Genomic DNA, 19,964 nt, shown 5'->3' with positions numbered 1-19,964 from the left:
GAGGAAAGGGGGATGGCGAATCCGCAACCGGATCAGTTCACGAAGCTCTCGAACGAGCTCTACGAGGCGATCATGAAGACTGATTTCTCGAAGCGCCAACGGAACATCTTGGACTTAATCATGCGACTCAGCTATGGCTGCAGAAAGAAATTTGCCATCCTTCGTCCTTCTGACTTCGAGGTTGTAGGAGTCCTTCGGGGGCACATCAAGAAGGAGCTGGAGTACCTCCAGATGGCAAATGTCCTACATATCGAAGGCGAGGTTTACACCCTAAATAAGGACTACGACTCCTGGCGAGTGAGCATCACGAAGACCTTCAACGATGAAAAATACCAGAAAATCCTGAGTCGAAACCTCGCTCAAAATGTTACCGAAACAGTAACAAAAGTTACTGAAATGGTAACTGATCCTGAGGACGAGAGTTACCAAAACAGTAACACCCCAGTTACCAAAACAGTAACACCCATAGCCGATGAGCCTTACTCCCACGTGGCCTCCGAGGTTCCTAAAGAAAGTATTAAAGATATTCAAGAAGAAGAAGAGGAAGAAGCATTCCGCACGAGCCTGGACGCCTACCAGTACTCATTCAAGAAGTTCCACATGACCGGACACATCCAAGGTTATATCCGATCACTTTATAACCGGGGTGTATCTGAGAAGTTTGTCATCGAGGTCATTCTGGAAATGGGGGAGCGCGGGATCGGCCCGGACGTGAACTACATGCGGAAACTGGCCGAGGATTGGCTGGAGAAGGGTTGCCTGACTCGAGCCGAAGCCCGGAGACGACGGGAGGCCAAGGGAGTTCCAAGGGCCATCGGATCAACACCACAAAGAAACCGACAGGAGCAGCGCAACGAGGACGCTGCCCGGAAGATCAGGGAGGCAGAGGAACGTGAAAGAGAGCGAGATTCGCAAGCTGTTCATGCTTATCCAGAACGTGTACAGCAGCTTTACCTATGACGATTTTAAGGTCGAGTGCTGGCGCCGGCTGCTCGAACAAACCCCCTTTGAACTGGCGCGCAAAAACCTCGAGCGGTACTGCTTGAATCCGGAGAATGCCTTCCCGCCGCACCCCGGCGCACTGGCGGAGAAACCGATCCAGAGCGTGGATGGTCGCTACATTCCAAACGTCGAGGAGACCCGGGCCTACTTGGACCAGTTGGAGGAGCGATACCGGCTTACATCCGGTCAGCCCGGCTGTCCGGCCCACCTGAAGGAGAAACTGCCATGGAATATCCAGTGAACGACGAACGGATGCCGCCGCACTCCCTCGAGGCAGAGCAGGCCGTCCTGGGTTCCGTCCTCCTAGAGCCGGAAGCCATGGAGACCGCGGCCGAGCTGCTTCGGGAAACGGACTTCTTCCTGGAGAAGAACCGGTTCATCTACGGGGCCATGCTGGATAGCTTCGACGAAGGGGAACCGGTTGATCTGGTTACGGTGACCAGGCGGCTGATTGACTCCAACAAGCTGGACGCGATTGGCGGCCAAGGGTATCTCTTCTCCCTGCAGGATGGCCACCCTACGGCTGCCAACCTGCCGTACTACGCCAACATCGTGAAGCAGAAGCAGATCCACCGGCAGGCCATCAAGGAGATTCAGAGCCAGCTCCGGGACGCCTGGGAAGCCGAAGACCCCGGCAAACTGCTGAACCGGATGCAGGCCGGTGTGGAGAGCCTGAGCGAGCAGCACGTGCCGAAGAAGGACTTCCGGCAGGCCAAGGACATCGCGCTCGAATTCTTTGGGAACCTGGAGAAGGCCACCTACGCAAAGGAGCACGGGAAGATCACGGGCCTGGCTTCCGGATATGGGGACTTGGACCGGATGACGTCGGGGTTCCAGAAGTCGGACCTGATCATCGTCGCGGCCCGGCCGTCGGTAGGCAAGACCGCCTTCTCCCTGAATGTGGCCCTGAACATCGCGATGTTGCTGAAGGAGGCGGTGGCCGTGTTCTCCCTGGAGATGGGGGACACACAGCTGATGCAGCGTATGGTCGGCTGCTGGGCTAACATCGACCAGAACCGAATGCGGACCGGGGATCTTCAAGGTGATGACTGGGAGAAGGTCACGATGGCTATAGGGGCCATATCCGAGAGCCCGATCTACATCGACGATTCCGGGACCATCACGGTATCGGAGATCCGGTCCAAGTGCCGGAGGCTCCAGAAGGAGAAGGGGTTGGGGCTGATCCTGATCGACTACCTGCAGCTGATCCAAGGCCGCGGGAAGAAGAGCCGGCAGGAGGAAGTGGCCGACATATCCCGGTCCCTGAAGCAGCTGGCCCGGGAATTGGATGTCCCGATCATCGCGCTGTCCCAGCTCAGCCGCAGCGTCGAGCAGCGGCAGGATAAGCGCCCGATGATGTCGGACCTGCGGGACTCCGGCTCCATCGAGCAAGATGCCGACATCGTAGCGTTTCTGTACCGGGACGACTACTACGACAAGGAATCCGAGAAGAAGAACATCATCGAGATTATCATCGCCAAGCAGCGGAACGGGGCGGTTGGGACCGTGGAACTGGCGTTCCTGAAGCAGTTCGGGAAGTTTGTGCCTTTGGATCGCAGTCATCAGGAAGCCGCCGCAGCCCGGCCGTCTCCGCCGAAGGACATGGGGAAACGCCAATACGCATAGGGGAGGGGAACCCGATGAAAAAACGAGAGCCAGTAATACGATTCGCCCGCGTGAAGGCGAATGAAGGTTTCAAGAGCGGGGTCATGCAGTATGAACATGCTGTGATCTACGCCAGGCAGCTCGAGGATCTGGGGAACGTGAACGTGGAAGTGGTGCCGGCTTGACCCGATACGTCGGAATTGACCCGTCCACAAAGACGGGGCTTGTCGTTCTGGACGAGGATGGCGAGGTCTGGGAGGAAATCGAAATCGAGAAGCAAGGTGAGGACCCGAGGCGTATGTATAACCTGATCGCAGCCGTTATGGCACTGATAATGCCGGGGGACAAGGTAGCCATCGAGGGCTTCGGCTTCGCTTCCGAATCGGGGTTTCTGCTTGGAGGCATCGGCTGGGGCATCCGGATGGAGCTCTTCCGTAGGGGGATCGATTACATCGAGGTAGCGCCCGCCGCCCTAAAGAAGTTCACGGGGGCCGGCGGGACCGCGGCCAAGGAAGTCCTTGCCGTCGAGGTGTACAAGCGGTGGGGATTCCAGAGCAAGAGCAATAACGTGACGGACGCCTTCGTTCTGGCCCATATCGCAAGAGCCATGAATGAGCGGGTTCAGATAACCAAGTTCCAGGAGGAAGTCCTGACCGTGATCCGGACGCCGCCTGTGAAGAAGGCAAGGAAAAAATCGAAGCGGAAGGCTGGATAAAACATGGGCGAGATTAAGTTGAAAGTAAAAGTGGGACCGGTAACCGTGGACGAGAACAAGATCGTATTCAAGTTCTTGGCTCCGGCGGACATGGACCTGAATAAAGTGGTCGAGATTATGCGCAATAAAGGCAAAGAAATCGAGCTTCGCTACGGTGACAACCAGATTACCATGGAGGAATGCGGCGTTACTGTCCCGGAGCGCGGCCGGATAGTCGGAACCATTGGCCCGGGCGGCGTGGTTGAGACGGCCAAGATGGAGGAAGGCGGCCAGGTGGAGCTGGAGGACGTGACAGAAGCCCAGGAGCCGGCAGAGAAGGCCACCGCATATCCCAGCTGCCCGAAGTGCTCCTTCATCCTAGAGGAAGGAGCTACGGAGTGCCCGAACTGCCAAGAGCCCCGGGAATTCGAGGAGATGAACTTCGATGATACGGACGAGGAGGAAGCTGTCGAGCACGGAGACGGGGTGGAGAGCGACGAAGAGGATGCAGACGAGCATTCGGAGCCGGAGCGCGGGAGCGAGGCTGAGGACCCTGACCAAACGATTTTGGAGGGTATCGATAAAGAGGCGGTCGAGGAGTACATCCTGGAGAACAAGCCAGCCTTCGATGGCATCACCTACGACTTCCCAGCGCTGCTCGAACAGAAACGGCGGGATGGAAAGACGTGGCTGCAGATTTCCTCTGCCATCGGAGTAAAGTCTAGGGTGCTCTCTATCGCATGGCGTGAGTATAAGACCAAGGTCGCGCAGCAGATGATCGGCTAATAGCACGGACGCCCGGCGGGAAACTGCCGGGCTCTGGTATAGGGGTGTGGATATGAGGCAGCTTTTGAATGAGATCATCGTCGATAATTTCGCCGGGGGCGGCGGCGCTTCTACCGGCATAGAGTTGGCCATCGGCCGTAGCGTTGACATTGCCATCAACCATGATCCGGCAGCCATAGCAATGCATACTGCCAATCACCCGGACACGGAGCACCATTGCGACTCTGTCTGGACAGTAAACCCAAAGGTGGCGGTGCGGGGCAGACCTGTAGCCTTATGCTGGCTCTCTCCGGACTGCAAACACTTCAGCAAAGCAAAGGGCGGTAAGCCTAAGGACAAAAACATACGGGGTCTCGCATGGGTTGGGGTCAGATGGATCAAGATGGTCCGACCGCGCGTGGTGATGCTTGAAAACGTGGAGGAATTTAAGACCTGGGGACCGCTTTTGGATGATGGAACACCTGATCCAGATCGAAAGGGAGAGACATTTCAGGAATACATAGGAGCCTATAAACGGCGGGGATACAACGTGGAATATCAGGAACTTCGAGCTTGCGATTATGGGGCACCGACCATCCGAAAGAGGTTTTTCATGATCGCCAGGAGCGACGGTAGGCCAATCGTATGGCCGGAACCGACGCACGGGGATCCGGACAGCTTAGCGGTGAAGGCGGGACGGCAGAAGCCATGGAGAACTGCAGGAGAAATCATAGACTGGTCAATCCCGTGTAAATCGATTTTCAACCGGCAGAAGCCGCTGGCAGAGAAGACTATGCGCCGGATCGCACTCGGCACTTGGAAGTGGGTCATCGATACGGACAAGCCGTATATAGTTCCCGTGGAATTCAAGTGCGAGGATGACCATTCGGATCTGGTATCAGCCTTCTTGATCCAATACCACAGCTATGAAGGGGCGGAAGTCAGAGGGCAACCATTGGACAGGCCGCTCATGACGTTGGACACTTCGAATCGGTACGGGCTGGTTACGGCTCACTTGATCAAAATGATGGGGACAAATATTGGGCAGCCGGCAGATCACCCTTTACAGACAATCACGGCAGGCGGGATGCATTACGGTGTGGTTCAGTGCTTTCTGATCACCTACTACGGTTCGAGCATCGGTCAATCCTTGGATCAGCCTCTCGGTACCATCCCTACTCACGACCGATTCGGACTGGTAATGGTTCATGGGACACCTTACCAGATAGTGGACATTCGGATGCGTATGTTGGAGCCACACGAGTTGTTCGCTGCCCAGGGGTTTCCGAAGGAATACATCATTGATCGAGACGATAAAGGTAGGCCCTATCCGAAGAAAGAGCAGGTGGCACGGTGCGGAAACTCGGTTTCTCCGGTTATTCCGGCGGCGCTGGTAAAGGCGAACCTGCCAGAGCTGTGCGGCAAGCAACGGCCGTACAAGACACAGCACCAGTTGGAGATGGCGCTGATCTGATCAAACTCAATGAATAAACCTGCCCATGGGGGCAAGGAAGTGAACAACATGGAATTTGTACAACCGATCCGGAGCGTGGAAAAGCTAGAGGAAATGAAGGCGGTCCTGCGGCGGCGGTCGGAGCGTGACTGGTTCCTCCTGGTGATGGGGATCAACGTCGGGCTGCGGATCAGCGACCTGCTGGCTCTGACCGTCCGGGACATCCGGGGGAAGACACATATCGTCTGCAAGGAGAAGAAGACAAAGAAGACCCGGCGGTTCCCGGTCAACGCGGAGCTAAGGGAGATCATCAACGAGTATACCCGGGGCATGAAGGATACGGACCCGCTGTTCAAGTCCTACAAGACCAAGCAGAACATTAAGCGGGTGCAGGCATACCGGATCCTGAACATTGCAGCGGCAGAGGTCGGACTGTCGGAGATAGGGACGCATACGCTGCGGAAGACCTTCGGCTATCATTTCTACAAGCGGTATAAGGACGTGGCGCTGCTGCAGCAGATATTCAATCATTCGGCTCCGTCGATCACGATGCGCTATATCGGCATCAATCAGGATATCATCGACGAGGCGGTGGGAGGGTTTCACCTATGAGCAAGAGCCCGCTGATATGGTTCGGCGGAAAGGGTAAGGTTGCGAAGCAGATCATCAGGCATATGCCGGAGCACAAGATTTATATTGAGCCCTTCGGTGGAGCTGCGCACGTAATCTCTCAGAAACCGAGGGTATCGCATGAGGTGTACAACGATATTGACGGTCTCGTGGTTAATTTCTTACTCAAGGTAAGGGAATTGCCGGAATGGATGCAACAGGCTTGCGAATCGCTGCCATATAGCCGTGAACTTTACGAAAGATGGAAGCGTGAGGCGATGCCCATAGATGAGTTCCAACGGGCGGTCAGATTCTTCTACCTGAACCGTGGCGGCATATCAGCTGGGAATGCCAAGATCAACAGCACCGGATGGAGGCACAGTACATCCTCCAACAATAATCCAGCAACCGGTTATATAAGTGCCTGCAGCATCTTCACGGAGTTTGCAGAGCGTATGAAGGGCGTAATGATAGAGAACACGGACTTCAGGGAAATTATCGAGAAATACGACGCTCCGGATGCTCTTTTCTACGTTGACCCGCCTTATATCGGGCGGGAAAAATACTACGCCGGTGGATTTACCGAGAGGGATCACAGAGACTTAGCAGCCATGCTAAACAAAATCGAGGGCAAGGCTATCGTTAGCTATTATCAGGATCCGATGCTGGATGAATTGTACAGCGGGTGGAACAGGGAAACCTTCCAGAATCCCCGACAAGTCGTTAACGGAGGAGTATTCAACCAAGCAGAGGAACTGCTGTTAATGAATTACGATAACAGGCAAATGAGCCTATTTTGATGAACATTCGCTGAATATTAAGTTCAGTGGGGGAGGGACCACATGATTTTAAATGCCATGAGCCGATACGAGGCTTTCGTGAAAGAGATCAAGGCGCTGGAGCCCGGGGAGGAACGGATCATCATGGTCGAGAACCAGCCCGTCGCCATCAGGCTGGTGGAGGACATGGACATTCGGCGGATCCGGGAGAGGCAGGGGCCGGCATGCAGCGAGTAAAGCGGATTACGCGCGAGGAACGGATGGAGATATTCAGGCAGATCGAAAGCATCTTGAACTACTGCCGAAATGAATGCACGAAGCGCGCCGAGCTGGCCCGACAGTATGGTCATGTGCATAGCAAGATCGATGGTTACTGCACGTGGACATGTCCGAAGGGCGGGGAGCTGCAGAGTATCGGGAAGAGGCTCGATACTAAGCGCAAAGTAAAAACCCCGGACTGGTGGGATCCGGGGCAAGACATAATGGCTGACACACCCATTATAAGCGGGGAGGCGGGGTGATTGCGAGAGGCGGATCTGGATAAAGTGTGGGAGTGTCGGATCGTCGGCCACGGGAAATGGCGGGTCTACGAATCCGAGGACGGGCAGGCAGTAGCGATTTTGAAAGTAATCGATGGGGAGGAAATCAACCGTGACCAAAGAGGAATTGCAGGGGATGATTGTAGAGGCAAAGGCCGAACGGGATGAGGCGAAGGCGGCATTTTACTTGGCCCAGCTGAAGAACCTGGAGGATGGCGAAGAGAAAGCGGCCGAGGTGCTGGCCGGCTTCCAGCTGCCGCAGGACTATGATGCCATTACCGGGCTACCGGGAATGAATGCGGAGGTCCAGAGCTTGATCAACCAGGTCTCCGAACAGCTTACAGCAGTCCACGCCGAGCACCTGCAGCAAGTACATACCGACCATAAAGCGGCCATGGAGCAGCTGAATGAGACGGTCAGTGATCTGACCGAAAGGCTGCGGACCTCCGACCAGGCGCTGGCCGAAGCGCTGCAGAAGGCGGAGGAGAACTTCAAGCTGGCCGAGGAGAACCGGCGCTTGTACAGCGAAGAGTCCTATGCCCGAAAGGATGCCGAGCAGAAGCGTGACGCGGCCGTCAGAGCGACGGAAGAGGTGGAGGCGGTAGCCGAGAAGACCCTTGCCGAGAACCGGAGCCTGAAGGCCCAGATTGACGAGTTGGAGGGTATGGTGCGAACCCTGAAGAATGGACATGCTCCCACCGGCGGCCTGCAGCTGAAGTCCACGCTGCGGCCTGAGACGGAGGAAGAACGGAAGGCCCGCTTGGAGAAAGCCCGCCTCGAGCAGATCAACCGGAACCTGGTCGAGAAGTTTGGCCTCCAGCCGCTAAAAATGCCCGGTGAAGCGCCGGCAGTAGCTCAGGAGGAGGAAGTGACGGAGGAACGCCTGGATGACGCGTTTCGAGGCCTGGCAGAGGATCAGGATGTGGCACGAGACGTCACCGGAGGAGAAGGAGTACAAGAGGTTGCTGCGGCTCTGGAGGACGCAGGAGATGCGCCGGCAGGGATTACTCTCGAAGCCATCGTCCGCGAGATCGCCGGAATGAAGGTTCGTATCACCAAGCTGGAGGATCGAGTGGAAGCAGTGTATTAATAACGGACGGCCCTCTGCAAAGCGCAGGGGGCTCTCCTACAGGGGGAATGGATATGGCAAACCCAGTCAAGAAGTACACGCTCAGCGAGGAAGAGCTGAAGAAATACCAGGATCTGAAACCGCCGAAGATCGTGAAGGACATCAAGACCACCGCCTATCAGCGGAACCGGGGCCGATCCGGGAGGTGGCAGTAATGCGAGGGCTGCGGAATGGCGTGCTCATGGTGTTGCCGCTGTGGGGGATTATCATGCTGATCTGGAGGTGTTTGTGATGGCAGTAGGACATTGGAATGATTCGGTGCTGGACCTGATCCCGGGATACAAGGAAGCTCAGAAGCGGCTCGAGAAGGTACGGGAGCAGGCAGAAGACAAGGCATGGAAGGAAACGCTGGGTATGTGCATCCAGAACGTCGAGTACGCCTTGGAATGGATGCAGCATGGTGGGAATCCTAACCGTCGCAGGGGCGTGGAGAAGCGCTACGTGCGCTCCTGGGACCCGGCATGGATCGATGCCTATCACTCGCCCAACGGATGGTCTGTTGAGCGTGAGAGCCGGGATCTGACAGCCGAGGAATGGGAAAAGATCAAATGGGCCATGGAGGACCTGACGGACCGGGAGAAGCAGATGTTCATGATGTACCATGTGGACGGCATGAGCCTATCGGAGATCTCCCAGGAGCTGCATGTGGGAAGGAGCACCGTACAGACCACCTTGGACCGGGCGAAGGAAAAAATTGAATATGCGAAAGCTACCAGCCTGTTCCTTCTGTGAACAGGCTTTTTTTCATATCCGGAATTGAAAATATGATTTTTCGTCATACAAAGTGCTATAGGGTGAGAAGAGTGTTAAGAAATACCTTTACAGCCTAAACCCAAGTGGGGCAAGACTTTAAGGTGGATCACTTAACACGTAACCCTTACAAAACTTAACGAATACCCTAACATTTCTTTACGGTAAAAAGGGGCGTGAACCGATGGGTAGACAGAGCAAAATCGAAAAGCACAGTCTGCAGAAGCTCGTGGCCGATGCGCTCGCCCAAGGGAAGTCAGCCCGGCAAATTGCAGAACTATGCTCCAAGAAGGCAAGGGAATCCATCTCCCATGTGGCGGTCAATGAGTACATCAAGACCATCGACCAAGGCGTCAGGAAGGCGGAGGTGCTGAAGAGCAGCGAACGGGTCTCCCGGATCGTGAACTTTGACATCGACATCCTGGAAGTCCAGGCGAATACAACGATGGCCTTGTTGAACCGGTTCCAGCATGTAGCGGCCAAGCCTATCGATGAGAAGACGGACGATGAGCTGCGCAAGGACGTGCAGACCATTACGGCGCTGAATCGGGAGCTCCGGGAGAACAGCAAGTTCATGGCCGACATGCGGGAGAAGGCGTTCCAGTTCGAGCTCTGGAAGGAGTTCACGGACCTGTTCATTGAGATTTTCCGGAAGGCAGCTCCTGATGCCTGCGATTATGCGCTGGCTCAGGTGTCCGCCAATCCCCGCATGCAGCGGATCATTGAATTACAGCTAAGGGGGGAAGGATGATGTGGCGAATGCTCAGCACCTTGCACAGCTTTATGACCACCTAAAGCAGAAGGTCCGCATCGTCGATAACTCCGAGGCTGCGGAACTGGAGAATTCACTGAGCACCTACACGCGCCGGGTATGGCCCATTATTGATCCGGCTGATTACATGCACAACTGGCACATAGACTGCATCTCCGAGTATCTGGAGGCCGTCACGGCAGGCCAGATCAAGCGCCTACTGATCAACATTCCACCCCGCTATATGAAGTCAATCCTTGGTAGCGTGACGTGGCCGACGTGGATGTGGACTAAGCGGCCAGAGGCCAAATGGATTTTCGCATCCTATGCGCAGTCGCTATCAACCAAGCACTCGGTTGATCGGCGGCTTATTTTGCAATCGGATTGGTACCGAAGGAACTGGGGGGACCGTTTCTATCTGCTGGGTGACCAGAACGTGAAGACGGAGTACCAGAACAACAAGAACGGCGTCATGGTGGCCACGTCGGTCGGCGGTACGATGACGGGCAAGGGCGCGGACTACATCATCGTGGATGACCCGCACAACCCGGAGGAGATCGATTCCGATACGATTCGGGCCTCCACCATCGAATGGTTCCGCCGGACGCTGCCGACGCGCCTGAACAACAAAAAGACAGGCGCAATTGTGGTGATTATGCAGCGGCTCCATGAGAACGACCTGAGCGGCCATATCATCGAGCAGGGTGGATACGAGCACCTGAAGCTGCCGGGCGAGAACCATAAGCAGATCATCATCCACTACCCTATGAGCGGGCGGGATAAGATCAGGGAGGCCGGGGAGCTGCTTTGGCCAGAACGAGAGGGGCCGGAGGAGATCGCGGCCGTTAAGCGGGCGCTTGGTTCTTACAACTACGGTGCCCAGTACGATCAGGACCCGACACCTTCCGAAGGCGGTATGTTCAAGCGGACATGGTGGAAATTCTGGGCACCGGAAGGCATGGAGCTCCCCCCGGTGGAGATCCGGATCGGCAGCCAGGTTATGTACAAGACGGCCGAGCCGCTGCCGAAGCGATTTGACCAGCAGCTACAGAGCTGGGATTGTACGTTCAAGGACAGTGACGGATCCGACTTCGTGGCCGGCCAGGTGTGGGGCCGGAAGGCGGCGGACAAGTACCTGCTGGATCAGGTGAAGGACCGCATGGACATCATCCGGACCATGGATGAGATTGTTCGCCTCCGCACCAAGTATCCGAAGGCGCGGCTGGTACTTGTAGAGGACAAGGCCAACGGGCCGGCCGTGATCCAAATGCTGCGCCGGAAGGTTAGCGGGATGGTGGCGGTCAACCCGGAAGGCGGTAAGGTGGCGCGGGCGTCTGCTGTGGCCCCGGAGATCGAGGCCGGAAACGTCTATTTGCCGCATCCGATGATCGCACCGTGGGTGACGGATTACATGAACGTGTTCTCCGGCTTCCCGAACATCCTGCATGATGACGAGGTTGATTCGACCACACAAGCATTGAACCGGCTGATGTACAACAACGGAGAGCAGCCAGATGATGATGATCAGTACGAGCCGGACTACGGAACTCCAATTGGAAGGACGGGCTACTAGTTTTCTGCTATAATATGGGAAAAGGAGATGATCGCTATTGCGTAGCCCTATTGACCAAGAACATTTGGACAAAATTCTTGCAGACGATTCGGAGAATGTTGTTTATGCAGCAAAGCATGAAGGACCGGATTGGACAGATTTCCATAGTTTTTTTTATACGCAGCACAGTGAGCCAACCCTGAACGAATCTAGGTTGCACGATCTTCTGACACAGGGTTATAAGATCTTTATCGTACCTAGTGAAAAGCGATTGTACGACGCTATCTCCGGGACCATTCATATTTTCGACAGGAATGGTAGAGGAGAGATAACGCAAAAGTGGGTTAGAGAAGACAATAAGTTGTGGGATAGAAAGTGAATTCAAGAGGATCGCCACTCGGCGGTCTTTTTATTTTGGGGACGTGGTGCTGGTGAGCTTCTTTCTTCGAGACGGTGATCGTTGAGGGTATGTTCTTGCTGCTGTTACTGCTGTGGCTCAAAATAGCGAAATGGGCGATAAGGAGTGATGAGGATGGAGGAGAAGGGGATTGAATACTTCATTACGCAAGGCGTCTTCTGTGTACTCTTCGTTCTTCTGGGAATCTGGGCCAAGGGATTCATCAATCGGATCATGGAGGAAAATAAGAGCCGCGAGGCCGCCCTAAGGCTGACCATCGACAAGTTTGGTGACATCATCAAGGTTGACATCCAAGAGTTGAAAGGGGAGGTGAAGCTGCTTGGCCAGGAGAGAAAGTGAGCGCGAACGCCGGAAGGTTCGCAAGTACATGGACCGGATCGAGGCGGCGGAGAAGTGGCGCGACAGCAATTACCGCGACAAGTGGACCCGGTGGTACAAGATGTGGCGCAACATCGCCCCGCAGCTGGTGGATAAGGAAGGGAAGCCGGTCACAGACCGTTCGAACCTGTCTATCCCGTATCCCTTCGTTATGCTGGAGACGATCCTGCCGCGCCTGGTGGAGACGCTGTTCGCTGGAAGGCCGTATGTGGCCGTGAAGGGCGTGCCAACCCATCAGCAGGTGCAGGAGTTGTTCGGACCAATGGGCGCTCCGCTTCCGAATGCTGAACGGCCATGGGTGGCCGCTGCTGAACGGATGCAGACGCTGCTGGACTACCAGATGAACGTCCCGATGGATATGCAGGACCTATTCCATACCGGGATGAAGATCATGGGCCTCTACGGCACAACAGTCTCCTATACAGGCTGGTGCTTCAAGGAACGGACCGTGATTCGAAAGGAGCTCGTGCAGCAGACAGACGACGAGGACCAGCCCTTGTTCGACGATGACAACGTGACCCCGATCATGGATTGGGAAGCTACAGAGGTAAGCGTGAAAGAATATGATGATCCCGAGGTCAAGTTCTTGGACCTGGGGCTTTTTTTCGTGGACCCGAACGCCGAAGACATCGACGATGCCAGATATGCCGGCCATGTGGACTACATGTCCAAAGAGCAGTTGAACGAGCTAGCGGCAAATGATGACGATATGCGCCTGGATTGGAAGCAGATCCCGAAGACTCCCGCGCATAACGAGGCCCGCAATAACCGGATGAGCGCAATTGGAATCCCGAACCTGAATGAGACGCTGGACACAAGCGGGGACATGGACCTGTACGAGGTCCATAAGTACTTCGAGGATGACCGTCATGTGATCATCATCAACCGCCAGTATCTGGCGAAGGACGCACCGAACCCCTTCTACCACAAGAAGAAGCCTTACGACAAGGACGTGTACAGTGAGGACCCGAAGAACTTCTACGGCATTGGGCTCATGGAGATGTTGGAGGATCTGCACGCCGAGCTGAACACGGAGCGTAACCAGCGGATCGATTACCGTTCCTTCTCCATGCGGCGGCCGTTTGCCATCAATCGGAACGCCCAGATTGACCGCAAGCAGCTGAAGTGGGGGCAAGGAAACTTCATCGAGATGGATGATGTTGATCATGATTTGAAGGTCCTGAACTCCCCTGACGCCGCACTGGCCGGCAGCTTCAATCAGGAGACGATCATCAAGGAGGACATGAAGCAGGCCACAGGCGCCCACGACGTCGTCATGGGAACCAGCACCGGCGGAGAGACGGCCACCACAACGATGAGCAAGGACAACAACGCTTCGATGCGGTTCAAGCTCATCATCAGCTCCGTGGAGAAGCGCCTGCTTGTCCGAATCGCCCGGAAGATGATGCAGCTGAACCAGCAGTTCATCGAGGACATCCGCCTGTTGCCGCTCTTCGATAAGGACGAGACGGAGTGGCCGCAGATCGCGCCGGAGGATATCCAAGGTGAGTTCCATCTTATCGCGGCTGGCAGCTCTGTGGAGCCGATGGCTAACAAGGAAGCATTCAAGCAGCGGATGGTGGAGCTCTACGGCGTAGTGGGGGCGGACCCGTTCATGCAGCAGTTTCCGATCAAGCGCCGGAACCTCCTGAAGAAGCTGCTGGAGAGCTTCGACATCCAGGACACCGACGATATCTTGCCGACGGATGACGAACTGAACGGTGTCATGGAGCAGCAGATGATGCAGAACCTGCTGGCCCGAATGCCTCCTGAAGCACAGCAGCTCCTTCAGCTCTACATGCAAGGCGGTCAGCCGCCGATGATGCCGCCCGAGGCTCCTCCTCCTAGCTTACCGGGCGGCGGAGGCGCGAACACGGCCATGCAACAAGAAGCCGGCATGCAAATGGCAGGTGCAGGCGGATGAGCAGCACCAAACAGCAACAGGCCGCCGCGATGGACAACCTGAAGCGGTCCGAGGCCTGGCCGATCCTAGAAAAGTACCTGCGGGACCGGATCGCGGATCGCAAGGGAAAGCTGATGTCGTGCGAGACCATGAAGGAAGTAAGAGAACACCGCGGGGCTGCAAAGGCGCTTGAAGCGGTGCTTATTTTTATCGATAAAACCATAGACGAAGGGATGAATGAAAATGCCTAATTTCTTGAATCAGTATCATAATGGACCCGTTTCCTGCGAAGCTGCTTTCGCCAAAGTCCCATACGAAGACAATTCTATATATTTCGAAGATGCATCTATATTCGTGCAAGCAGTGGACATGAAGAAGATCCAAAAGGCGGTAGCGGACCAGTTATTCAAGGTTGGTGAATACGCCAACTCTGAAATCTACTCGTCGGAAGACTTCCTGAAGGAAGTTGAAAGACTGCGGGAAATTGCCCGAGTTTATTTGACCATTGAGCGATTGGCTAATAAGTAACCACTTAGGTGGTCTGGCCCCCTCGAGGGCCTTTTCATATACCACAAATTGAAGGAGGCAACACCCATGGGAAGCATATTCGGAGACGTTTCGACAACCTTTGGCGAATCCCCGGAAGGACAAGAAGAGCTGGAGGCCGGAGCACCCGAAGGCGAAGAGATCGACGACCAGGACACTGATCTGGATGGCGATGAAGGCGCGGAAGGCGAATACGACGATTCCGCTGATGAAGATGATGATTCCGACGATGATGGCGATGGAGAGCCCCCGGCTGACGGACAAGGCGAAGAAGATCCCGTCGCGGCCCTCGGATTCAAATCAGCCGCAGACCTTGCGAAATCGTACAAGGAGCTGCGCAAGACGTTCACTCAATCCCGACAGCAACAACCCGCCGGACAGCCCGGACAACCATCCGCAGGTCAACAGCAGCAACCGGCTGACGGACAAGGAGCTCAGGACCTGAATCAGGTCTTTTGGAACAACTTCAGGGAGAACCCGATGGGGACCCTGCAATATCTGATCCAGCAATCCGCAACACAGTTGGTACAGCAGTCAGTGTCCCCGCTCATGGAGGACCGCCAGACCGAACAGCTATCCCGCAACATCGAATCGGTGGCGAAGGATTACCGCCAAATCGGAACGCCGGAAGGCATGCAGCAGCTCATGGAGAAGGTGCAGGAGATTGCGGAGCAGGACTTCGGCAATCCGGGTCTCGCCAACAATCCCTCGCCGCGTCTGCTTCGTCTGGCCGCCCAGGAGTTATTCGGAGACAGCAAGGCCAAGGTATTCCAGAAAGCCAAGCAGAAAGGCCGTCAGGAGGCCGAGGAGGCCCGGCGTAGGAAGCAAGGGCTTGGTGCTCCTGCAGGATCGCGGAAGCCCGCAGCGCCGCAAGCAAAGAGCGTAGCCGACGAGATTGGCGACTCCATTGTGAAAGCAGGCCGCGGCGGCGGTATCTTCGGCTCATAATTTATCTGAAAAGGAAGTGTTCATAAATGGGTAACCAAGTGACAGGTACTCGCGATACGGCGAATATCGAGCAGAAAAAAATTATTGTCGATATGTCGGAGAGGATTTCCCTCCTCGAACCGAACGAAACGATGTTCTTCGCATTCCTGAAATTTGCTCAAAAGGACAAGCAGAAGGCCAACAGCTATAAGATCGAATGGTTGGAAGATGATCTTCTGGCCCGCTGGGATGCCATCAATAACGCAGCTGGATACGCCAACAACATCACATCCATCGTGGTAGATAACGGCGACTACTTCAGCCCCTTGGATATCGTGAAGGTGCCGCGCACCGGCGAGGTCATGTTGGTAACTGGCGTAAATACGAATACGCTGACCGTAACGCGTGGGTTTGGCGTAACTGCCGCTGCTGCTCTGGTGGACAACGATCCGCTTGTCATCATCGGTAACGTCAATGAGGAGGGATCCGGAACCCGGATCATTAAGAGCACCAAGGAAGTGCCGAAATATAACTACACACAGATCTGGAAGACGCCGTTCGGCGTGACCAACACCCAGAAGGCTACGAAGATGTACGGCGGTTCTGATCTGTCCTACCAGCAAATGAAGGCCGGCAAGATGCATAAGATCGACATCGAGCGGTCCCTGCTGCTGGGCGAACGTAAGGAAGATACCACCGGCGGGGCACCGAAGCGTTCCACCGGCGGGTTGCTGTCCTTCCTGACGAAGAACAACTACGATGCAGGCGGGGCTACAACCCGTTCGGAGTTTGACAACAACATCTCCGAGGCCGTCTTCAAGTACGGTTCCAAGGACAAGTTGCTGCTCAGTTCTTCTCGTCTGCTTTCTGTCATCAATGAGTGGGCCATGGGTAAGCTGCAAATTAACCAGGACGCCCGTAAATTCGGCCTGAAGATCTTCGAATACGAGACTCCGCACGGGACCTTCCACATCATGAACTGCTCGACGGTTCTGGAAGGTGCGGTATACGGCGGTTACGGCATCGTTGTAGATCCGGCCAACGTCAGGTACCGTCCGCTTCGTGACACTGAGCTGGAGACCAATATTCAAGCCAACGACGCAGACAAGCGTATGGATCAGTACATCACCGAGGCCGCCCTGGAAGTCCGCCAGCCGGACACCCACGCTGTCATCACTGGCGTGACGTCCTAATTACAATAACCAAGGAGGATGAACATAATGGCAAAGTTTAATTCGAAATGCCCGAACCAGATCCTGACCATGAAGCCGGCGCGGCAGCAGGTGTTGGATGGTATCGTGATCCCGGTTCCCGGGGAGCGGATCTGCTTCTATAACGGCGAATACGAGACCAATGACAAGAAGGAAATCGAGTACATCCGAAAACACCGGCTCTTCGGAAATTCCATCGTAGAGCTGAATGGTTCGGATACCAAAGTGACTGATCCGGCACCTGCAGCAGCAGAATAAACAACCAACGTGGCAGGGCTCAACTCGAGTCCTGCCTTTTTCCATATTTTCAGGGAGGGAGCGGAAGAGAGATGGCGATGGATCCGCAGCCTGTTGAATTAGCTGGGAGTAATGTTAAACTGCTTGATGCTGCAACAGAATCCGGCACGGGAATGCCGAAGCTCGTGAGCGGTAATAAGGAATACGTCTTCGAGGTGAGTGGCACCGCTACTTCATTCACGCTTCGGATCGAAGCTGTCGGACCATCAGGGACGGCTTTTACCAAGAAAATATGGGATGAAGTGAACGAGACATTTATCGGAACGGACATTACAGCAAAAGGTCTCTACAGCGTATCAGTTCCAAAAATGATGGGCATCAGAGCTAATCTCATTGCGGTCACGGGCGGGAACATCACCGTTGACGGGGGGCTTGGTCAATAATGCCTGATTTCGGAAAAGCGGCTTATGGCATGATGTACCCGGGATACGAAAAAATGGACTACACAATCGAATCCGGATATTACGTGAGTACAACAGGTGCATTCACAAATAGTCCGGTGGGGTGGCAGTCCATTAAGGTCAAATGCAATCCGGGTGACAAGTTACGTGTAACCGTGAAGGTGGCCGGGGATTCGACAGCAATGGCGGTTTTCTTCAATGCAAACGGTGGGTATTTGAGTTATTTAAACCGTGGGGCAAATGGGTCAACAATCCAATACACAGACTACGAATTCACCGTACCGAATGGCGCGTATTCTGTAGCGATTAGCGGCAATGCCTTTTCACCGATTAGGCTGGAGCGTTTCGAAAGTCTATCCAGCAAAATCGACAACGTTAAGAATCTCACCCGATTCTTTGAAACGGTCAGTGCAACAACGGTAACAGGATTTTACATGAAGGGAACAGGCGCATTGACCACCAATGTACCAGGGTGGCATAGCATAAAGGTACCTTGTAGTCCCGGCGAACGTTACCGTGTTACCGTTAAAGTAGCGGGCGATAGCACGGCTATGGCGCTGTTCTATACAAGCGCTGACGCATATTTGAGCTTTCTAAATAGCGGCTCGAACAGCCAAGAAACGAATTACGTGGATTATGAGTTCACCGTCCCAAGTGGAGCGTATTCGATAGCGATTAGTGGTGTATCCAATACTGCTATAAAGTTGCAAAAGTCTGTTGATCTGCCAAGCAAAGTTAAATCTATGGCCGAAGGGCAAGTAGGCAATTACTGGTCCGGGAAGAAGATTGTCTGGTTTGGCACATCAATACCGGAATCAGGATATCCGCAAATCGTTGGAACAGCACTAGGGGCAAATATGTACAATGTAGCCGTCGGGTCAAGCCCAGCGCGTGCAGGTTGCCATGGCAATATTACTTCTGGCGATCCTCTTGGTTGGACTGGCGCTGTGTGGCAAAACGTGGCTTACTCGTTATCGCAGACGCTTGCGGAGAAGGAAGAACTCATCACCAATTGGGACACGTGGAAAACCAAGCTAACCGGCAGCCCCCCCACTACCTTGTCCGAAACGGAAATGACGAAGATTCGCAATTGTAGCTACGAAAATAAACTCGTTGCGAACCATTTAGGCGAGGGCAAACGGGCCGACTTGTATGTGTTTGATCACGGACATAACGACAATTGGTTTTGGAACGCAACCAAGGACGAATTGAAGGTCAGCCCAACTGATCAGAAAGATCGCACCTACTTCATCGGAGCTATGAACTTTCTGATCGACCTGATTTTAAAGGACAATCCTCGGGCCCGCATCCTGTTCGTAGGACACTATGAGAATCAGTACCCCGGGAAGACGCAGATCAGCGAGGCCCAACAAATCCTTGCGGACCAGTGGAACTTCCCCTTCCTGAAGTTGTGGGAGAAGCTGGGATGGTCACAGAAGACGGTTCAGACTACGGGTTATTGGGACGCTTCGGGAAACTGGATTGAGAGCGGAGGTCCGACACAGACGCTGACCATGACTCAAATCTGGATGAAAGACAATCTCCACCCGTACAGCACAAAGGCTAAGCAGCTCATTGCGGACACCATTGTTGGGTTTATGAGCTCTTTAAGGTAATGGATATCGCATCAAGCCCCGGAGCCGATCCGGGGCTATTTGCATTGAAAGGGGGGATTCGTTGTGGCCGGATTAACCATACGAGAGATTTTTGCGGAAGCTGATGAACGAGTGCCGAATGGTCTCAGCGTGGCCTCGAAGCTGAGGAAGCTCAATTCTAGGGAACGAGAGCTTTATCGCACGGTATTCAAGAACAAGGCTGCAACGACTATGGATATTATGGCCGGGCAGTTTCTTTATCCGCTGACCTTCAGCAAATCAAAGATCATCAGTGTGGTAGTGGCCGGGCGTCGTTACAACTACGAGGACATTAACGACGACACCGTGGCGCCGCCGTATTTGTACACAATGGGGAATGCACTGGGCTTATATCCGACGCCGGAGAACGACGTGGCCGGCGGGATCTTGATGTTCCATTATGAGGAGCCGAAGATCTACACGGAGGCGGACTTGGATTCATCTCCTGGCTTCGACGCAGATTTTCATATGCTTCATGTTTTTGGGTTGGCAAAGGACCTATCTGAAATCGCCAAGAAAACGGACTGGGCGAACGGATACATCGGCCAGTACAACGCACTGCTACTTGATTACCGGAGGGCGAATCCAGAGCCGGAGCTGCCCCCGATGAGGGTGGAATGA

25 protein-coding genes are annotated in these 19,964 nt (G+C 54.6%); all 25 read left to right on the top strand.

Features of this window, described 5'->3' with window-relative positions:
- The first annotated feature begins 12 nt into the window (after window positions 1–12).
- The 25 genes from ACSEXW_RS17385 (at window position 13) to ACSEXW_RS17265 (ending at window position 19,964) form a co-directional block, all read left to right on the top strand.
- Entirely contained in the window at window positions 13–960 is a 948-nt protein-coding gene (locus tag ACSEXW_RS17385; protein ID WP_438447437.1) for a replication protein, read from the top strand.
- Window positions 893–1,243: a replicative helicase loader/inhibitor gene (locus tag ACSEXW_RS17380; RefSeq protein WP_438447436.1), complete on the top strand. Its 351-nt coding sequence runs from the start codon at window positions 893–895 to the stop codon at window positions 1,241–1,243. Before ACSEXW_RS17385 ends, ACSEXW_RS17380 begins: the two co-directional genes overlap by 68 nt.
- Window positions 1,228–2,628: a replicative DNA helicase gene (dnaB, locus tag ACSEXW_RS17375; RefSeq protein ID WP_438447435.1), complete on the top strand. Its 1,401-nt coding sequence runs from the start codon at window positions 1,228–1,230 to the stop codon at window positions 2,626–2,628. Before ACSEXW_RS17380 ends, dnaB begins: the two co-directional genes overlap by 16 nt.
- Window positions 2,629–2,642: 14 nt before the next feature.
- Window positions 2,643–2,792 (top strand): hypothetical protein, encoded by a 150-nt coding sequence (locus tag ACSEXW_RS17370; protein WP_438447434.1) that lies wholly within the window; start codon window positions 2,643–2,645, stop codon window positions 2,790–2,792.
- Entirely contained in the window at window positions 2,789–3,322 is a 534-nt protein-coding gene (locus tag ACSEXW_RS17365) for a RuvC family protein (RefSeq protein WP_438447433.1), read from the top strand. The genes ACSEXW_RS17370 and ACSEXW_RS17365 overlap by 4 nt, the downstream gene beginning before the upstream one ends.
- Window positions 3,323–3,325: 3 nt before the next feature.
- Window positions 3,326–4,087, top strand: a complete 762-nt coding sequence (locus tag ACSEXW_RS17360) for a hypothetical protein (RefSeq protein ID WP_438447432.1) — start codon at window positions 3,326–3,328, stop codon at window positions 4,085–4,087.
- Window positions 4,088–4,139: 52 nt separating this feature from the next.
- Window positions 4,140–5,540 carry a DNA cytosine methyltransferase gene (locus tag ACSEXW_RS17355; RefSeq protein ID WP_438447431.1) on the top strand — a complete coding sequence of 467 codons (1,401 nt, stop codon included), beginning with the start codon at window positions 4,140–4,142 and terminating at the stop codon, window positions 5,538–5,540.
- A gap of 48 nt (window positions 5,541–5,588) precedes the next feature.
- Window positions 5,589–6,131, top strand: coding sequence for a tyrosine-type recombinase/integrase (locus tag ACSEXW_RS17350; protein ID WP_438447430.1), 543 nt, complete (start codon window positions 5,589–5,591; stop codon window positions 6,129–6,131).
- On the top strand, window positions 6,128–6,928 hold the full coding sequence (locus ACSEXW_RS17345; protein ID WP_438447429.1) for a DNA adenine methylase: 801 nt from the start codon (window positions 6,128–6,130) through the stop codon (window positions 6,926–6,928). Before ACSEXW_RS17350 ends, ACSEXW_RS17345 begins: the two co-directional genes overlap by 4 nt.
- Window positions 6,929–6,970: 42 nt before the next feature.
- Window positions 6,971–7,144: a hypothetical protein gene (locus ACSEXW_RS17340; RefSeq protein ID WP_438447428.1), complete on the top strand. Its 174-nt coding sequence runs from the start codon at window positions 6,971–6,973 to the stop codon at window positions 7,142–7,144.
- A gap of 414 nt (window positions 7,145–7,558) precedes the next feature.
- Complete coding sequence (locus tag ACSEXW_RS17335) at window positions 7,559–8,536, top strand: coiled-coil domain-containing protein (protein WP_438447427.1); 978 nt, start codon at window positions 7,559–7,561, stop codon at window positions 8,534–8,536.
- Between the two features lie 53 nt (window positions 8,537–8,589).
- Complete coding sequence (locus tag ACSEXW_RS17330; RefSeq protein WP_438447426.1) at window positions 8,590–8,730, top strand: hypothetical protein; 141 nt, start codon at window positions 8,590–8,592, stop codon at window positions 8,728–8,730.
- A gap of 76 nt (window positions 8,731–8,806) precedes the next feature.
- Window positions 8,807–9,307, top strand: coding sequence for a sigma-70 family RNA polymerase sigma factor (locus ACSEXW_RS17325; protein ID WP_438447425.1), 501 nt, complete (start codon window positions 8,807–8,809; stop codon window positions 9,305–9,307).
- Between the two features lie 202 nt (window positions 9,308–9,509).
- A complete protein-coding gene (locus ACSEXW_RS17320; protein WP_438447424.1) occupies window positions 9,510–10,076 on the top strand; it encodes a hypothetical protein in 567 nt (188 codons plus the stop codon).
- Between the two features lies 1 nt (window position 10,077).
- On the top strand, window positions 10,078–11,649 hold the full coding sequence (gene terL / locus ACSEXW_RS17315; protein WP_438447423.1) for a phage terminase large subunit: 1,572 nt from the start codon (window positions 10,078–10,080) through the stop codon (window positions 11,647–11,649).
- A 511-nt stretch (window positions 11,650–12,160) separates the two neighbouring features.
- On the top strand, window positions 12,161–12,385 hold the full coding sequence (locus ACSEXW_RS17310; protein WP_438447422.1) for a BhlA/UviB family holin-like peptide: 225 nt from the start codon (window positions 12,161–12,163) through the stop codon (window positions 12,383–12,385).
- Window positions 12,366–14,348, top strand: coding sequence for a portal protein (locus ACSEXW_RS17305; RefSeq protein ID WP_438447421.1), 1,983 nt, complete (start codon window positions 12,366–12,368; stop codon window positions 14,346–14,348). The genes ACSEXW_RS17310 and ACSEXW_RS17305 overlap by 20 nt, the downstream gene beginning before the upstream one ends.
- The gene (locus ACSEXW_RS17300; protein WP_438447420.1) at window positions 14,345–14,578 is read left to right on the top strand and encodes a hypothetical protein; all 234 of its coding nucleotides are present in this window, start codon (window positions 14,345–14,347) and stop codon (window positions 14,576–14,578) included. Before ACSEXW_RS17305 ends, ACSEXW_RS17300 begins: the two co-directional genes overlap by 4 nt.
- On the top strand, window positions 14,571–14,855 hold the full coding sequence (locus ACSEXW_RS17295; protein ID WP_438447419.1) for a hypothetical protein: 285 nt from the start codon (window positions 14,571–14,573) through the stop codon (window positions 14,853–14,855). Before ACSEXW_RS17300 ends, ACSEXW_RS17295 begins: the two co-directional genes overlap by 8 nt.
- A 66-nt stretch (window positions 14,856–14,921) precedes the next feature.
- Window positions 14,922–15,821 (top strand): hypothetical protein, encoded by a 900-nt coding sequence (locus tag ACSEXW_RS17290; RefSeq protein WP_438447418.1) that lies wholly within the window; start codon window positions 14,922–14,924, stop codon window positions 15,819–15,821.
- Window positions 15,822–15,847: 26 nt separating this feature from the next.
- A complete protein-coding gene (locus tag ACSEXW_RS17285) occupies window positions 15,848–16,993 on the top strand; it encodes an SU10 major capsid protein (RefSeq protein WP_438447417.1) in 1,146 nt (381 codons plus the stop codon).
- 27 nt (window positions 16,994–17,020) lie between these two features.
- Window positions 17,021–17,269 carry a hypothetical protein gene (locus ACSEXW_RS17280; RefSeq protein WP_438447416.1) on the top strand — a complete coding sequence of 83 codons (249 nt, stop codon included), beginning with the start codon at window positions 17,021–17,023 and terminating at the stop codon, window positions 17,267–17,269.
- A 71-nt stretch (window positions 17,270–17,340) separates the two neighbouring features.
- On the top strand, window positions 17,341–17,691 hold the full coding sequence (locus tag ACSEXW_RS17275) for a hypothetical protein (protein ID WP_438447415.1): 351 nt from the start codon (window positions 17,341–17,343) through the stop codon (window positions 17,689–17,691).
- Complete coding sequence (locus ACSEXW_RS17270) at window positions 17,691–19,325, top strand: hypothetical protein (RefSeq protein ID WP_438447414.1); 1,635 nt, start codon at window positions 17,691–17,693, stop codon at window positions 19,323–19,325. Before ACSEXW_RS17275 ends, ACSEXW_RS17270 begins: the two co-directional genes overlap by 1 nt.
- 63 nt (window positions 19,326–19,388) lie before the next feature.
- Window positions 19,389–19,964, top strand: a complete 576-nt coding sequence (locus ACSEXW_RS17265) for a phage adaptor protein (protein ID WP_438447413.1) — start codon at window positions 19,389–19,391, stop codon at window positions 19,962–19,964.

The organism is Oryzibacillus soli, from assembly GCF_051594765.1.
Taxonomy (GTDB): Bacteria; Bacillota; Bacilli; order Paenibacillales; family NBRC-103111; genus Paenibacillus_AR.
This window is presented reverse-complemented; position numbering and strand designations above follow the sequence as displayed.

Bases quoted from the DNA above. Each gene is read 5' to 3' on its own strand.
- ACSEXW_RS17295 (WP_438447419.1), top strand. From the start codon at position 14,571: ATGCCTAATTTCTTGAATCAGTATCATAATGGACCCGTTTCCTGCGAA.
- dnaB (WP_438447435.1), top strand. From the start codon at position 1,228: ATGGAATATCCAGTGAACGACGAACGGATGCCGCCGCACTCCCTCGAG.
- ACSEXW_RS17280 (WP_438447416.1), top strand. From the start codon at position 17,021: ATGGCAAAGTTTAATTCGAAATGCCCGAACCAGATCCTGACCATGAAG.
- ACSEXW_RS17370 (WP_438447434.1), top strand. From the start codon at position 2,643: ATGAAAAAACGAGAGCCAGTAATACGATTCGCCCGCGTGAAGGCGAAT.
- ACSEXW_RS17385 (WP_438447437.1), top strand. From the start codon at position 13: ATGGCGAATCCGCAACCGGATCAGTTCACGAAGCTCTCGAACGAGCTC.
- ACSEXW_RS17330 (WP_438447426.1), top strand. From the start codon at position 8,590: ATGGCAAACCCAGTCAAGAAGTACACGCTCAGCGAGGAAGAGCTGAAG.
- ACSEXW_RS17290 (WP_438447418.1), top strand. From the start codon at position 14,922: ATGGGAAGCATATTCGGAGACGTTTCGACAACCTTTGGCGAATCCCCG.
- ACSEXW_RS17285 (WP_438447417.1), top strand. From the start codon at position 15,848: ATGGGTAACCAAGTGACAGGTACTCGCGATACGGCGAATATCGAGCAG.
- ACSEXW_RS17300 (WP_438447420.1), top strand. From the start codon at position 14,345: ATGAGCAGCACCAAACAGCAACAGGCCGCCGCGATGGACAACCTGAAG.
- ACSEXW_RS17355 (WP_438447431.1), top strand. From the start codon at position 4,140: ATGAGGCAGCTTTTGAATGAGATCATCGTCGATAATTTCGCCGGGGGC.
- ACSEXW_RS17270 (WP_438447414.1), top strand. From the start codon at position 17,691: ATGCCTGATTTCGGAAAAGCGGCTTATGGCATGATGTACCCGGGATAC.
- ACSEXW_RS17360 (WP_438447432.1), top strand. From the start codon at position 3,326: ATGGGCGAGATTAAGTTGAAAGTAAAAGTGGGACCGGTAACCGTGGAC.
- ACSEXW_RS17320 (WP_438447424.1), top strand. From the start codon at position 9,510: ATGGGTAGACAGAGCAAAATCGAAAAGCACAGTCTGCAGAAGCTCGTG.
- ACSEXW_RS17275 (WP_438447415.1), top strand. From the start codon at position 17,341: ATGGCGATGGATCCGCAGCCTGTTGAATTAGCTGGGAGTAATGTTAAA.
- ACSEXW_RS17310 (WP_438447422.1), top strand. From the start codon at position 12,161: ATGGAGGAGAAGGGGATTGAATACTTCATTACGCAAGGCGTCTTCTGT.
- ACSEXW_RS17340 (WP_438447428.1), top strand. From the start codon at position 6,971: ATGATTTTAAATGCCATGAGCCGATACGAGGCTTTCGTGAAAGAGATC.
- ACSEXW_RS17350 (WP_438447430.1), top strand. From the start codon at position 5,589: ATGGAATTTGTACAACCGATCCGGAGCGTGGAAAAGCTAGAGGAAATG.
- ACSEXW_RS17345 (WP_438447429.1), top strand. From the start codon at position 6,128: ATGAGCAAGAGCCCGCTGATATGGTTCGGCGGAAAGGGTAAGGTTGCG.
- ACSEXW_RS17325 (WP_438447425.1), top strand. From the start codon at position 8,807: ATGGCAGTAGGACATTGGAATGATTCGGTGCTGGACCTGATCCCGGGA.